Here is a 16,297-nt window from a genome sequence, read left to right on the forward strand (position 1 = left end):
TCTTTAGTTGTTTTAACTTGATAAAGTGCGAATTGAATATAAATCGTACTTTGTAGTAACCTTGAAATTCAAAAACATGACCATCAATTTCACCCCCTTTTTTCAAGTTCACACCCAAAAATATGTTTGTGCAACCGTTTTATTTTTTTGCGTTGGTTTTGGCTGTACAAAAGCCAAAGGCCAAAACCCAGTATATACTTTGGAAAACAACAAGGTTAAAATAGAACAGTTAGCTAATGTAAATGCCACGCTGTCTTTTCAACAAAAAGATGATGCACTACAAGGTGGATTGGTGAATCCTATTATTGAAGCGGGTCTGGTAAGTTTAGTACGATTTTTACCCAAGTTACTCTACAACCCTACCAAGTTTGTTTATGAAGACCAAGCCAAATTTAATTTTTTTAAGAACGCCAACGATATAAATTATATTGATGAAAACTTAGAACTTGTTTTTACTATTGAAGGTGACAACGCAACTTCAGCTGTGGAATTGAGCAGTTTTGTTTTTGAATTTGGAAATTATGAAAAACATGAGGGTTACTATTATATGGGTTTAAAATCTTATGACTTACAAGCATCACTTTCAAAACTAAAACCCAAAAATGCTACTGTAAATATTGTGTTAGAAGTGCTCTTTGATTACTATGATGAAAATAACACCAAAAAAGAGTTTGTGCTCAATCCGTTTTATATTAACAACGCAGCGCCAGACGCTAAGGAACTCATTAGAAATATAGATTATCAATTACTACCAAAAATGGAGATTTTACAGTCTGTTACCGTAAAAATTACCGAGGTTAACTCTAAAAAAGAAACCTGGGACAAATGGTTAGGACTGTATGAAAAACACCAAGGTAAACTACCGGCCATTTTTAGGTAATCTCACTTTAAGACTTCTAAAAAACCCTCAAATTGACGGGCTTTACCATTTAAACTAAATATAGCCGTATATGTGAACTAGCGCATATCACAAAAGCGAACATCTTCACAGATAGCTTCTAAAGCTTGTTCTCTAGAAATACCTAAATGACCTAATTCTGTAATTAGTTGCTCATATTCTTCTAGTTTGGCGTTAAAAGTAGCATCATTTAAAATGGTCAATTTAGAAAAACCTGAAAGCTTTGGTTTAATAATACTATCTGTGCCTACGTACCATTCATAAGATGTATTTGATTTAAGTAACTTATCATCTACAGGTATATACAATTGATTACCGTTAAGCTTAAGTAATAAGGTGTCTTTTGTTTTTTCTTCACTTAGAAAAAAATAAGACAAACTATCATTTGCAGGAGTTTTCCATTCAAAAGCAACCGCATTGCCATTTAAAGTAGTGCTATCTAAAGGTTTTAGTGCTCTACTCAAATTTGGGGCTCTAAAAACAACACCTATATTTTCACTTTCTTCCCGCTCCCATAGTTTTTGCCAAACGTATTTTAAGTATTTCACAGAAAATGAACTTTGCACTTCCTTTTTTGTGTAGCGTTTTATACGGGCGTAGGGTATTATGGCTTTTTTCTTTATCTCATAATAATATCCATCTTGATCCATGAGGATAATATGGTCTTCTTCGCCTAAGGTTAGAAAATTATTAGGCCTAACAAACATGCCTTTTTCTAAGGTTTTTTCATCATCTAGCATAGGTTGCCCCTCAACCAGATACGTACAATAATACTGTTCTTGATTCTGTGCTAAAACTGGATTGCTTGCGCATATACAAAGTAGTACTACGATTGAAAGAAATAACTTTTCCATCCGAATTTTTTATTAGTGTAATTAGAAAATACTTTATACGCCCATATACATTCAATACTTAAAACAATATACCAAATTACCGAGGTAATTTTAAAGTATACATTGTTTGATAGGAGCCATAGGGCAACTCCTATAAAAAGTATAGTTATTGCAAGTTGTGTTATTTTTCTGGTAAACATATAGGTTGCCAGGCTTTTTTTGTTCAAAGTGATAAAAAAGGCCAACGATAAAAAGGTAAGTAGTAACCCAATGGACCAAACAATCCAATTGGGAACTATGTAATGCATTTTATCTTTTACTAACATTTCTATAATGTTGGCATGTACTACTACCCCAAACGTATCTGGAGCCGACTTACCTAAAAACTCCTTATTCATAGGTGTAAAATGCTTGTCTTCAATATCAAATTGGCTACCTAGAGGGGTACCCAAATAACCAAGTAATACTATTTTATTTTTCAGTATTGGTTCTGGTTTACCTAACAACAGCGTATTACCATTTACCACCTCATACCGGTTTAGGCCACCGCTATAGTTTATTGGTATACTTTTAGAATCAATAGCAACCCAGTGTAATTTTTTACGGGTACCTAAATAGGTTTGTGCTACGCGCAAACCGAAGGATTGGTATTCGTGACCTTCAAAGGTGTTTTTTGCTTGAAAATTTCGAATAACTGCATTGTACGTATCAAAATTAAAATTAGCATACCCCAATTTGTGTCTGAAAACGCCCAATACCGGATGATTTTTAACTAGCTGCCTATTTTGAAAAGCAAAGGCAGTAACCACATTTTCTGGTTGCAATGCCGCAGAGAGCCTTTTATCTGTGCTATCTTTTTTTTGATGGTCAAAAATAACATCGACCCCAATAACTTTGGGTTGTTCTTTTTGGATGTTTTCAATTATGGTAGCAAGTTCTGAACGGTTAAAATGCTGCACGTTAACCAGTACTATTTCTTCACAAGTATTGGTTTTATCTCTTTTAAAATCTTCAGCGTAATAGGTATCTAAGAAACTAAATTCTTTAAAGGTTAACCGGTATAAATCGAATGCTCCAAAATTTATTAGTCTGGTTAACAAAAACAATATAAACAAAATACCTGCCGAAAATACCATACACCGTAAGGTATCTAATAGTAATAGTTTTGATTTTGAGTTAACTGTCATACGTGGGGTTGGTATATTTGAGTGCTGATTAAAAGTTATCTTTAAAGCTTCTAGAAACGGGTACACGTTCCCCGTTTAACAAAAGTAATATTGTTGCCATTTGTTGTTTTACAAAATTTCTGTTTACAATATAAGAACGATGACACTGAATAAAATTAGGTGGCAATTCTTCTTTGATATCTTTTAATTTACCGCGTACAAAGTAGTTATTACCGTCTGCCAAAAAGAGGTTTAGATAGTGGTCTTCTGATTTTATAAACATAAGGTCAGCCACATATACTTTACGTTTGTCTTTTAAAACAATATGGTTTTTAACTACAATGCTTTTAATCTCATCTAATTTTTTAAGGGTTTCACTTTGTTCCCCTTCTAATTGTTCACTTTTAGACCTGTACTTTCTGTATAGGAAAAAAACAAGACTGGCCAGTATTATAACTCCCATTAAAATTGGCACCAACACATTTTGTTTGTTCACGAGTTTTTGATTGTTTAGGGCGAGGGCAGCTAATTCTTTTTCTTTTTCTTTAAAGTCGTATTTGGATTCGATTGCTTCAATTTCTGATGCGTGTTTAAGTAGATTTAGACTATCTTTTACTTCACCCATTCTTTTGAATGCACTATAGGCATTTCCATAATCTCCGATACTATCATAACATTTGTGAAGCCAGTCGTACCCCTCCATTTTATAGATTAGATTATGCTCATTATTTATGGCATGTTGAAATAATTTTATTGCTTTTTCAAATTTTGAAAGTTTAAATAAAAGAATCGCAGAATTAAAATTGACACTTTGTATACCATACCTTGAATAATAATGTGGCCTTTTACCATAATTTATTCTAGCACTATCATTAAGTTGTAAAGCTCTGACTTGATCTTGTTTTACAAAAGATTCAAATACGCTCTCCATACTTTGTGCATAAGCAATAAAGTATGGAGATATTGCATTATTTCTTACTTGTTTAAATAGGCTGTCGATTTCTTTAATTTCATCTGGAAGCATCCCACTTGGATTTTCATCATTTTGTAGTTCTACATAAAAAATCTTGTGAAGATTTGTATAGAAAACATCAACACTATCCTGAGCATAATCTTCTGCTACATTTATATAGTTTAGATATCTAGATAAGTTCTTTGAATTATTTAAAAGCTTTTCGTTAATAGATTGAATTACGAGGTTGATGTAAATTGTATCTGATACTATTTCTGCTTCTCTTAGTAGTTTTAATAATTGTGATATTTGCGTGGCTGACTTTTTATCATCTATTCGGCTGTTAAGAATAGTAAGTAAATACTGCCCAATTCTTTTTTCACGTTCGTCTACTATATCTAAATTCAAAGAATTTGTATCAACAATCTCACCCGTTTTTTGAAAAGCAATTTCATATTGGAATAACTGTTTTAATTTAAGATTCTCAATTGATGAAATTTGCTTTTCTAATGATTCAATTTCTAAACGTTTATATGATAAGAGCAAACTGTCTAATTTGCTAAAATCTTGAGCAAACGAGAAGAAATAAAAAATGAAAATAATAAGGGTGCAATAAAAACTCTTCAATTAATATTTTTTTAGTAAACTACTTTAGTTTTACAGTGACTTCCAAAGGGTCTACCAAGTACTTCTTCTCCGCCAGACCTTAAAACTTCAGGTTCGGGGTATAGTTCTTCCTCGTTGTTAATATGAATATCTATAATCATTTCACTAGAGATTAATTCAGGAGCATCTGGTATAAGTGCAAAATCCACAATTTCTTGTTCTAGTCTTGCCTTTCGGGCTTCGGCATCATCCCACTTTTTATCGTCTAAGTTTCTTAATAAAACAACTATAACCTTCATTCTATCATTAATCTCCGAATTTTTAAAGTAAGCAGAATCAATTATTACTGTTCTAGCATTTTCGGTTATTTCAAAATGTTTAAGTTCAACTTTTTCGATAGCAAAATCATCTCCAACCTTTTCACCTGTAAAACGGGCTATAATTTCTGTTGTTGGTTGTTCTGTTCTTACTTGGTAATGAATAGGTTGAAAAGTACAATCGTTTTCTAAGTCTACTGTTAAAGTTGTAAATGCAGACAGTTCAACTAAGTTCTTCGGTATTCTACTTTTTAAATCGGTGCACTGCTCATCGGTTTGTGCAAATGTGGTGGTGGTTATGCCCAAAAGCGCCACCAAAACAACTAATTTTCTCATAATTACTTTAGTAAAGGGTTTATAAAATTGTTTTTGTTGGTGGGGGATGGGAGATTGGTTAATAGGTAAATTTTGAGTACGAATTGGTTGTAAACTGAATACTGCTAGAGATAGATTTTATAGTTTCTACTCTAAAAATATACTCACCCCTATCAGGTAATTCAGTAAAACGTAAAGTCAATTCTTTTGAATCTGTTTCACTTCTTGTATTACCAATTTTTGTATAATTATTTTCATTTGAAATGTCTTGTATACCAGGGCTGATGGAACGATATATATTATAAGTTAATTCATCTACTGATTCATTATCATTATCCCAAGTAATAAAAAAGTTATCTAATCTTCTTTCTATGGATAATATTCTTGTTGGTAATGGAGCGTTATCGTTTTGAGGAATACTTTCGCTATAAAAACCCCATTTTAAACTTGGGACCACATCTGTGCTACCAGAAATATTACCAATAACTTCCCAAGTTAAATTTCTACCTCTTTCTAATTCAATTTCAATAGAAGTTTGAGTTCCATTCTGAGTTTGACTTGTAACAACCGGAGCCTCTAAATTAGATGCTTCATAAATATTTACCGTGAAACTATCGTAACTATCATCCCCTTCTAAAGTCCATCTAAACGGGATTAAAATTCTACCATTGCCTTGAGGCTCTCCGCCTTCACAGAGGGCATCTTTTTTAGGCTCCGTTAGATTTATCGCTCCAGAGGTATCAGCAATAAATTCACCTTCTTCGCACCCTATAAAAAAGTTTAGGGTGAAAAATACTATTGTAATAATTCTTAAATTTTTCATCTTACTTTTTTAATAACTTTAATTGAAATAGCTCTTGGGAAGTTGATTTTACTTTACCAATATATAAGCCAGGAGGTAGTTTAGAAACATCAACTTCCATAGTGCCCGAACCATTACAAATTTTCTGTTCTGTAAACACCAGTTGTCCCATTAGATTATAAAATGAAACATCTATAGTTGCGTTAGGCATAAGGCCGTTAACATAAATTAAATTTGCAGACGGATTAGGGAAAATAGAATAATTAGAGAGTAATACTTCTGTATTTAATTCGCCTTGGCAAACTGCTTCACCAGTTATTACAATTTTATTTGAGCCATTTTCAATTGGTATTTTTAAGTCATTAGCTTCTCTATCATCGAATTCAAAATCGTAAACCAAGTTGTTTACTCGCACTTGGTATCTTGAACTTCCGCTTACCGTAAGATTGGCTGTTTTTAAATCACTATCAATAGTTGAAGCTAGTAATGAATTTTCCTGTAATGCATTTCTAATAGACAGTTTAAATGAAGGTGCAATAATTTCTTCATTATCTACAGCGGTTAATCTAATTTCATATTCACCAACAGGCAATTCATCAAAAGTAATATCGCTATCTTGAGCTAATTCTTGGTTTGGAACATTTTCTTGAGTGGGTAATAACTCCGCTATAAAATTGAATTGCGTGTTATTGGTAACTAAAATGGCGCCTTCATTAAATCCTGGACAGGTTGGACTACTCACTGTTGCAATTATCTGACTTGGATCAAATTGGTCTCCTCTTTGTTCACTTACAATGGCAATGGAAGCCGTTTTTTCAATTTGTCTAACTTCGTAATTGGAACCCGAACTTAATTGAATTTGTATTCTTTCGTTTTGGGGTTCTACTGCAGTATCTGGTAAAGCCTCGACCGAAATAAATCCATTATTTTCTCCGGATTTTATAGTAACGTAAAACTCACTATTCTGTGAAATATTGGTTTTATTATTATCATTACCATCAAATATTAAATAATCTACCCCTGTTATAGGTTGATTGTTTTCTCTCTGTATAGTAAATTCAACTAAAATATCTTCACTAGCTGTTAAGGCAATATTATCTTGATCAAGCAATGAAACTTCAAAAAATGATGTTGCCCCCCTAGATTGATCTTCATAAATCAACTTATTTTCATCGGAAACATCTGCAAGAAAAACAAAATTTGTAGACCTATCGGTATCCAAAATAGAAACTTCTGCAAACTCACCTTCTTGAACTTTATATCCAAAACTATCAACTAGGGTAAAAATCACAGACTCGGTTGGTTCTGGCTCTTGATTATTTGCGTCTTCATCAATTGGAACCACCACAACACTAGCCTCACCATCTTGGTTTAATAGAATACTAAATATTTGAGCTTCTTCATCAACTACCTCAATACTTTCCATAGGAGCAAGTTGATAATCTACCAAATAAGTGGCACTACCTGTAAGTCTAAACTGAACTTTAATGTCTTCTACGTTAGGATTATCAACTTTAAAAAAGACCTCTCCGTTTTCAGCTTGCGGTTGTTCTTCAGAAGGTTCACTGGCGGAGGGAAAAGTGGTTTGAAACTGAGCAAAAGGTGCTTCTATTATTACAAAAGTAAAGTTGTCAGATTCATCAGCCCCCCGAAAGTTTATAGGGTTTTCAGAATCAAACTCTATGGTGAAGTATTCCAAGGTATTATTACCATCAACATTATCAGCGATTGTTAATTGCGTGAAACCATCGATTTCATTGGAATTAACAACTTTCGTAAGCACTTCATCAACATTTTCAGTAAAACTATAGTCATCATTATCTTCACTGAACGGGATATACACACTGTCATCTGGGGCAAAACCATTGGGTGTAACATTCAATTTAACCTGATACTCAGAACCATTTGGAGCTTGTGACTCAGCATCATAATTAATTGTTATTTTTTCACCTTCCTCGACTAAATACCAAAAACAACAAGCTAAACTTCCTACATCGTCTAATCGATAATTACCAGTGAAGAATATATCAATTGCAAACGGAGCATTAGGGTCTAATTTATTTTTTACGATTATCTTAAAAACTTGAGGTTCATTAATAAAATAATAATCTTCGTCAGGTGCAGGTGTTATATAGACCAAATATTCCCTATCTACTCCATTTTCTCCATCATCAAGAGCAGTTAATTCTATAAAACCATCGGGGTTATTACTATTTACTATGAGTGGCTGAGAGTTTACAATGAAGTCTGATGACAAATCCAAAGCAAATTCTTCATCTTCAATTATGAATTGAGGTTGGTATTCAGTTCCTTCAATGGCATTAGAATCAGACTCAAAATTGATATTAAAAGTGTCTCCCTCTGTTATTTCTAAAGTTGGATAGTCTCCAATAATTATTGTATTTTCAATACTTGGAGTTACTGTAAATACGGTACTTGAGGGTTCATTAATTGTAACTCTAATTCTTAAAAAACCGTCACCTGAGACATCTTCCCACTGATACCCTACTGGTTGATCTAAAATGATATCGAGAACCTCGCCCGCATCATCACCATCATTGGCTACAATTACATAAGTTAAAGCTCCATCAGGATTTGCATTGGTATCTACCGTAACCTCAAATGAGGTTTCTGGCCCAGTATAATCTGCAGTTTGAGCAGTAGTATTACTCAAATCTAATGGTATGGTAAAAGAAGTTCCATCTATGCCATTTATAGCTTCTATTTGTATCTCTAAAGTCTGTCCTTCTAATATTTCATAATTATTTCCATTCGGTGTAGCTCCTATTACCGTTGTTCTCAAAAGTATTGGTGCATTTAAAGCATCTGTCACCGTTACCACAAAAGTTTCTGGCGTTTGTATAGTATAATTTGCTGTATTCTCAGAAGCCACAGTTATGGTATAGACTTGGTCACCAGTATCATTACCATCATCATTAGCAGTAAACTGAATACTTCCATCAGGGTTTACACCGTTATTAACTGTTATTGGTTGATTTAGACCCGAAATCGAAAAATCAGCGGTTGCATCAACGCCGTTTCTGGTTACCGTGATAATTGGATTATATACCGTTCCGTTTTGAGCAGTTGCATCTGCATTAAGGTTTAGATTAAAGGTTTGCCCCTCAGTTACGGTATAGTTTGGTAAACTACCTGCATTTGTTAGGTTAGCCGCAACAGTGTATGGTGTTGTTGGTTGGTCATTAATGGTAATGTCATAAACCGTAGTTCCGGTAAAAGAATAGTTTGAACCAACTGCTGTAAAAGTTAATTTTAAATTTTCTCCACCCAATTCTTCAATACCATCATTCAGGATATCAATTTGCATAGTATTGTCTGGGTTTCCAGCCTTTACGGAATAGGTGTATTGTAGTGTTGGACTATTTTCCCTATTTGAAATATCTGCCTCAGTTGCCTCGCTACCAGAAAGAGAAAGTTGAACAATATATTCTTCACCTAAGGTTGCAATAGCGTCAGCTTCAAAATAAATTTCTAGTAGTCCGCCCTCAGTGATTTCGTAAGCTGTACAACAGGCTTCTGGGTCTATATCAACTACATCTCCACCAATAGAAGTTGTTACGGTAAATGGCTGATTACCACAATTTAAACTGTACGTAGTTGTTGGGTCTTTTGTCCAATTAGTATTGTTCTGAGCATCTGTTACATTGTCTACCTGAATACAAGATAAATTAGGATTGTTTTGTGCATTAAAAAAGGTAAAAACTCCAGGTGCTTCTTCTACAAAACTGTTAGAAATATTTAATTCAGAGATTTGGTTATCATTGATATAAAAGAGAAACAAGTTTGTTTGCTGAGATAAATCTATCTCGGTTAGATTATTTTCATCTAGCTCTAACACTTCTAGGTTACTATTTTGAGAAATATCAATTGTGGAGATTGAATTGTTAGTTAATAATAGATGAGTTAACAAAGGATTTTGAGTAACATCTATAGTTGAAAAATTATTAAATTCTAAGTCTAAAAATTCCAAAGTTGAATGAGGCCTAACATCAATTAAGGAAATAGAATTATATCCAATATCCAATAGTTCTAAGCTTAGGTTATTGGAAATATCCAATTCTGTCAGATTGTTTTCTCCCAAAGTCAAACTAATTAGATTGGTATTTTGACTTAAATCAATATCACCAATATTATTACCGTAAAGGCTTAACGTTGTTAACGAGGAAAGTGGAAGTACATCTATTTCCGAAATATTATTGTTGTTAAGAGACAAGGAATCTAAATTCACGTTTTGCGTTACGTCTAAAAAGCTCAGATTCTCCCAAATTTGTAAAGATGCTAATTGCGGGAATTCCGTAACTGAAAAACTATCTAACCCATTACCTGTTAACGTAATATTGGTCAGATTTGAAAATGACAAAAAAGAGACATCATTTAAATTAGGGTTATTCTGAAAAATTATCAAATTCAAATTTGGGTTAGGGCCAAGATATGGTGTGATGGATAGGGGTTGGTTTTGAATATCAATACCTTCTATATCATCTGTAAAATCCTGAATACCCGTTAACTCATTAATATTGTAGGAACCATCTGTAATATTAAAACCGTTAAATCTTCCTTGAAAATTTAAATTTGAAGTCAAAACTCTTCCATCTGGCACTCCTGAATCCCAAGAGTTATCAATTAAAAATTGTTCAAATCCAACATCTGGTACCAAAGTAAAAGCAGCTTCTGCACATGTGGTGGTTGAGTAATTACCAATATTGTCTTCTTCCCAATTAGGATTGGTTTGCGCATTAGTTAAATTGCTCACCTGAATACAAGTTAAATTAGGATTATTAACAGCCCTAAACGTATTTATGTTGGTATCATTAGAAGAGATGTCAACATGAGTAATTAAACTATTATCGCCAAAACGTAGAAACTCTAAGTCTGCATTAGGATGAAATTTTAAACTAGTTAATTCATTGTTCTGAATACCTACTATTTGCAACGCACTGTTTGTTGAAAAATCAGCAACGCGTATTAAATTATTGTCTAAACCCACATAAGTAAGTGCGGTTAATCCGGTAACATCTAACATTTCAACCGTACGGTCACTGGAGCTATTATGCCAGCATCTAATCTCTTGAAGATTGGTGTTTTTGGTAAAATCTAAAACAACAATGCTATTGTCAATGGCTTCAAAATACTCTAAATTAGTAAAAGCCTCAATACCGGTAATATCAGTGATTTTTGGGTTTTGATTAGACATTTCTAACCTGGTCACCGCCGCTGCTGATGAGGTCAAAATGCGTCCGTCTAAAACATCATCATAGCCTTGATTAATTAAAGCTTGCTCAAATGCAGCGTCTGGAATAAAGGTATAGTTTTGACTATGCAATTTTAAGGTTGCAAAGAACACTAGACTTATAAATAATAGTTTTCTCATACCAATATTTTTAAAGTTTGAATAGGGTTTGGTTAATCCCTATAAAGAGATAATTAAGCCCGCCTTCATTTACAAAATTGCTTACAGATAACCCCGCGGTTATAAATTTAAAACGACCACCAATACCACCAGCAAATCCGCTGTCTACACCATAAGAAAGTGGTAAATAAAAACTCCAATTTGGGTTTTCCATTCGTGGGGTTACCGTTACCATTTGGTTTCTCTGATTAGAAAAAGCATCGGTATTTTTTCGTATAGGGTGCATATAGTTTACATTAATGTAAATGTTCTGATTAGCGCTAAAAAGGTAATCTACATTTACGTTAACTGCAGTGGGTAAAGACACTTTCACTTCTCCGCGAGGTTGGCTTCTATTCACCTCTTCCCCTGTTTCTTCTCTTAACACTGCAATTAAGTTTTCATCCGGAAAATCTGAAGTTGCCAATGGTAATTGTGAAATTTGGTAGGTATCATTAACAATAGCTCCATCAGTATTAGGATTAGTTTCATAGGTAATACTGCCCAAATCAACTATTGCAGCCGCAACTTTGAGTTTGTATAAATTTACAGCAGCCTCACTCACTCCCCTGTCTAAACGGTTGGTAGTACTTGGCCTGTATTCCCATACCAAACCCGCATCACCACCTAGATTACCAGAAGTAGAGGTTGAATTAAAAAAACTATTAAATGGGCCAGCAAAAATATTATTTTCATCAATTTGTGTGATGATATCAGCATTTGAATTAAAAGGATTCTCATAGGTATTTAAATACTTTAATGAGTCCGCAGAAATTGTTACTTGGTTAGGATTTTCTTGGGTTTTAGAAATAGAGAAATTGTCTCCTCTAATGTTTACCACACCTTGCCCTAGTAGTAATTTAGCAGTACCACCGATTTTAATCAGGTGTTTGTCAGAGTTTACCAACGTGTAAGAGATGTTTAAACCAACCTCACTCCAACTATGAGATGTATTTACAAAAGTATGTGGGTCGTTTTGAATGGGGCCGGTATTTTCAAAACCAGTTTTTGCATTTAATCCTTGCCAGAACTTACCACTAAAATTTGAATAATTTGTAAGCTGCCTTGCACGCAACAATAAGCCAAATGCCAATCTTTCTGTGGGTTTAAAAATTACCGAGGGGAGCAACCAATCTTGTTCAGTAAAGGCATTATGAAGGTTTTCATTACTAGTATTGTTTTCTTCAAATGATATTGCATTGAAACCATTAGGACTTTTATTGTATTCTAAACTTAAAGCATCATTAACCCCAATAGCTGTAAAATTAAGACTAGAATACGATAAGCCATTAATATGCCATTTACTCTTAGACTCGACTGAAAATGCTGGATTTGTAGCGATATTATAAATACCATTATAGTTATCAAAAGAAAGTCCTTGACTAGTTTGCCCAAAAGATGGGGAGACGACAAAAAGCCATAGGAGTAATATTGTTAATTTCGTTTTCATAGAATGGTTGGTTTGCGCTTTAAAATATCCTATTTACCTGCTTTGTTCTAAATTATTGGTTTAAATAATTTTACGAAATACCCTTTAGTAGGTATTTCATTAATTCACCGTATACTAACATTGGTTAGGGTTCGTGTTTGTTCCATTTTACCTTCTTCTTGTAACACCCCTCTATTATTTCGTTCTTGAATAACCGTATTTATTTTACTGGGTAATAATTGTTGATTGAATTGTTGGTACTCCGAAAAAACAGTCTCACGAACAAACTCTTTATCTTTTTTAATAATGGGTTTCTCTTTTTTGAAATAGTGAATTTTTTCTTCTTCTATCATTCCTACAAGTAAACCTGTAATTGTGCTGTAGTAATTTTTTGTAGTAATGGTAGCTCTAAACCAGGACTTATCTTTGGAACCCTTTTCAATAATAACCTCTGGCAATTCTAAAACATAGCATTCTTGTTGATTAAACGGAACTCTCAAATAATTAAATTGAGCACGGTCTGGTTTTGAAGTTAATTTTAGGTGTTCAAAAAAGGCCATTAATCTTGGTTGTCTTGATGCTATAAATTGATGGTCTTCTACAGTTAGTATGTTTCCTGTTCCGTTGGGTGGTGCGCCCAACGACCAAGAGTTGCTATTTATGGGTCTTTTATAGAATAAGCTGTCTCCAGAAATACCGCTAGTTGTAACTACTCTAAACTTTTCGTCCTGATCCCCGTCTATAATGGTGTATTCACTTGGAGTCAAATCCATTTGTTGCATATAGGTATAACTACTGGTTTTGTAATTAGACAGCGTATGTTTTTCTTCGATTTGTACATCATATGCAATTCCTGAAACCGTATTTAACACCTTATAACCACCCAATTCTTTAGAATACCTATCTAAAATTAATTGTGGAGTAACATCACGTAAACGGGTGTCTTCGGTTAGCTGATTTGCCGACTCTAATCTAAAACGAGACCATCCAATTTCCACGGCTTCTAAACGCTCAGCTTTTGGAGGATGCGTTCTAGTTCCTTTGATTGAAGCTTTGGCAAAACAACTTTGAGCTTGTGAAAGCGAAGCGCCCATTTTTGCTAATTGAAATCCTAAAAACTTGTCAGCTTCTAACTCCCAATCTGGTCGGCTACCGCCACCTCTTACTTCATGATCTAATTGAAAATGCGCAATTTCATGCGCTAAAACGCCAATAGCCGCCCAATTGGTAGTATTGCCAGATAATTGATTTAGCCATTCTTTATCATAAACTATAAAATGTTCTTTTACACCCGCATCATTGGGAACCAACTGTGCCCTTGCATTTTTGATATTGGGACATTCGCTCATTTTAAATTGCAAATCGTACAATCCCATTTGCTTTAAGATTCGGCTTACAATTTGAAAAGACCTTGAGCTTTCATCTACGTTATTAGACAAACAAGTTTCTTTGATTTGTTCTACAGTTTGAAAACCAAAAGCCTCAGCATCACTATCAAACCCAAAATAACCTTCTTGCCCAATGCTAAATTGGCTTAATACTAGAAATAGGCAAAAAGTATAATACTTATTCATTAGATACGATTGTTTTTATAGCTTCAAAAAAATCAGAATTAGCGTTGGAAGTTACTACTCCCCTGGTGATGTCTCCAATCTTAATTTGCTCCATACCTTCATAAAAGTTCAAAGTCAGAAAATAATCTGTTCCTTCTAATTTTAATCGATATGCATATTCAGAATAAGGGTCTACTACAAAGTTCTCATCTTTTGTAGCCTTAGTTAATTGCTGAATCAGAAGCTGAATTTCTTCAGGTGTTAAATTTCTTTTGAATTGTGCTTCTTTTATACCTTCATAATCAGAATTTACCATATCATATAAACTTACGGTAGTAATAGCTGACAACTTTTCTATTTGCGAGGTATTCAATAAAGAAGTGGTTTGCGAAGCTTTAATTTCTAAATTATCGGCAACAGCTCCAGTTTTTGTCTTAGACATACAAGACAATGTGAGTATTGCAAAACTCACCACTAAGAAAGTAAGCCTGTAATTAGCCATGACTTACGGATTTTCTCTTCTAATATCTAAAACCAACATAGCTACTGAACCTTTTTCGAACTCGGCTGTAAAGCCCACTTTATCTTCTAAAAGCTTCATATCATTATTATTAATAAGCTTATCTCCTAATTGAGAATACACTTTATCTAGCAAAGAGCCAGAAGTACTCGAACTTATATTGCTCACAATATCATTTATAGGTAATTCTTCTAAAGAAAAGAGAACCACAGTATAATCAGAATCCACGCCATCATCATTTAAGCGATAAATACTTCCCTTAGAAGGTAATCTCACAAAAGAATCTTCTGAACTTACGTAGGCGCTCAAGTTTTCTTGATGCGGAAATAACACATTAGCTCCTTTACCTACTTGATAGCCGAATACATATACATATGATGGTTTATTTACATTAGCATTCATAAAATAACGTTCCAACCCATACTTTTCTTTGGTTACATAATCGCCAATTCCAACGATTTCTTCATCAACTTCAACAGTTTGAAATTTTAGCGTATTTGGGTCAGCATTGTTTGCTAAGACTGCATCCATTGGACCTTTACCCCTTACGGTAATATCCAAAGAACCAGAAAGTTGATTTTTAGAGTTTACTTTTACGGGAAAAGGTATAATCTCATAAGCATAAGAAGTTCTTTCGGCAAAATCTTTATATCGTATCCAAGTAAAGCCATTATTTCCCCAGTCTGGGCCCCAACTATTAACCACTTCAAAGGCACCACCAAACTTATCGTCATCAAAACTAACCACGCACATTGCATGACCGGCAGTACCAACTCCTTCTGTTGGCAGGTATACCTCTTCAGCACTTACAAAATCAGAATCTACTTTAAAACCAATTACAACTGGGTTATTACCAATAAGTGCCTTTTTTACTTGTTCGGTTTTTAAATCCATTTCATCATCCTTATCAAAAAGCTTGGTATAGTCTTTAATCTTAAATTTTGGAGAATTCTCAAATAAACTTTCTGGCACTTCATCTGCGCACAGCACAGGAAAGTCATTAAAATAAGCCGCTCCAATAGTACTCATATGTTCTAGAGCTTTGCTTAAATAGGCACCTTTTAAACAGTCAAAATCACTAGTTACATTAGAATTTAGGTAAGTAAATAATGGTGAGAAAGCCAAATTGGATATTTCGGTTTTATCAGACAATTGTTTTTGTCTTGCCTCGAGAATAGTTCTGGCATAATAGGCAGTGGCCCAACCCACACAAGTACCATATTCATCTTGTGATTTAATTTCTGGGGTAAAATCTCTCAAAGAGGCTGTAGAGATATCAGCTGTCACATCTTGAAAACCTAAGTCGGGAGATTTTAAGGGAGTTGCTTGGTATACTTCATCCGAATAGTCATCAATAATCAAACCCGTAGCTGGTATTTGAACTTGAGCAACTGAAAATAAGGGTAGAAGTAAAAATAGAATTGCTAACTTTTTCATTTTGTTGAGATTGGTTCGTTTTGAAATTAGACTTTTTGCTTTTCTTTAACAAATAAAAT

At 33.9% G+C, this 16,297-nt stretch carries 11 protein-coding genes; 1 reads left to right on the forward strand and 10 read right to left on the reverse strand.

Features of this window, described 5'->3' with window-relative positions:
• The first annotated feature begins 76 nt into the window (after positions 1–76).
• Positions 77–880 (forward strand): hypothetical protein, encoded by an 804-nt coding sequence (locus tag H5V42_RS07320; protein ID WP_185782488.1) that lies wholly within the window; start codon positions 77–79, stop codon positions 878–880.
• Positions 881–957: 77 nt separating this feature from the next.
• Here the strand turns inward: H5V42_RS07320 and H5V42_RS07325 are convergent, their stop codons facing one another.
• From H5V42_RS07325 to H5V42_RS07370, 10 genes are all read right to left on the reverse strand, one after another.
• Positions 958–1,752: a hypothetical protein gene (locus H5V42_RS07325; RefSeq protein ID WP_185782489.1), complete on the reverse strand. Its 795-nt coding sequence runs from the start codon at positions 1,750–1,752 to the stop codon at positions 958–960.
• Complete coding sequence (locus H5V42_RS07330; RefSeq protein ID WP_185782490.1) at positions 1,725–2,918, reverse strand: CHASE2 domain-containing protein; 1,194 nt, start codon at positions 2,916–2,918, stop codon at positions 1,725–1,727. The genes H5V42_RS07325 and H5V42_RS07330 overlap by 28 nt, the downstream gene beginning before the upstream one ends.
• Before the next feature lie 28 nt (positions 2,919–2,946).
• A complete protein-coding gene (locus H5V42_RS07335) occupies positions 2,947–4,395 on the reverse strand; it encodes a LytR/AlgR family response regulator transcription factor (RefSeq protein ID WP_185782491.1) in 1,449 nt (482 codons plus the stop codon).
• A gap of 92 nt (positions 4,396–4,487) precedes the next feature.
• Positions 4,488–5,108, reverse strand: coding sequence for a hypothetical protein (locus H5V42_RS07340; protein WP_185782492.1), 621 nt, complete (start codon positions 5,106–5,108; stop codon positions 4,488–4,490).
• A gap of 58 nt (positions 5,109–5,166) precedes the next feature.
• On the reverse strand, positions 5,167–5,910 hold the full coding sequence (locus tag H5V42_RS07345; RefSeq protein WP_185782493.1) for a hypothetical protein: 744 nt from the start codon (positions 5,908–5,910) through the stop codon (positions 5,167–5,169).
• A 1-nt stretch (position 5,911) separates the two neighbouring features.
• Positions 5,912–11,281, reverse strand: a complete 5,370-nt coding sequence (locus H5V42_RS07350) for a T9SS type A sorting domain-containing protein (RefSeq protein ID WP_185782494.1) — start codon at positions 11,279–11,281, stop codon at positions 5,912–5,914.
• A 10-nt stretch (positions 11,282–11,291) separates the two neighbouring features.
• Entirely contained in the window at positions 11,292–12,749 is a 1,458-nt protein-coding gene (locus H5V42_RS07355) for a DUF5723 family protein (protein WP_185782495.1), read from the reverse strand.
• A 104-nt stretch (positions 12,750–12,853) separates the two neighbouring features.
• The gene (locus H5V42_RS07360) at positions 12,854–14,302 is read right to left on the reverse strand and encodes a hypothetical protein (RefSeq protein ID WP_185782496.1); all 1,449 of its coding nucleotides are present in this window, start codon (positions 14,300–14,302) and stop codon (positions 12,854–12,856) included.
• Positions 14,295–14,723 (reverse strand): hypothetical protein, encoded by a 429-nt coding sequence (locus tag H5V42_RS07365; protein ID WP_185782497.1) that lies wholly within the window; start codon positions 14,721–14,723, stop codon positions 14,295–14,297. Before H5V42_RS07365 ends, H5V42_RS07360 begins: the two co-directional genes overlap by 8 nt.
• 63 nt (positions 14,724–14,786) lie before the next feature.
• Positions 14,787–16,238: a C1 family peptidase gene (locus H5V42_RS07370; protein ID WP_185782498.1), complete on the reverse strand. Its 1,452-nt coding sequence runs from the start codon at positions 16,236–16,238 to the stop codon at positions 14,787–14,789.
• Between the last annotated feature and the right edge of the window lie 59 nt (positions 16,239–16,297).

Source organism: Croceivirga lutea (genome assembly GCF_014235875.1).
GTDB lineage: Bacteria > Bacteroidota > Bacteroidia > Flavobacteriales > Flavobacteriaceae > Croceivirga > Croceivirga lutea.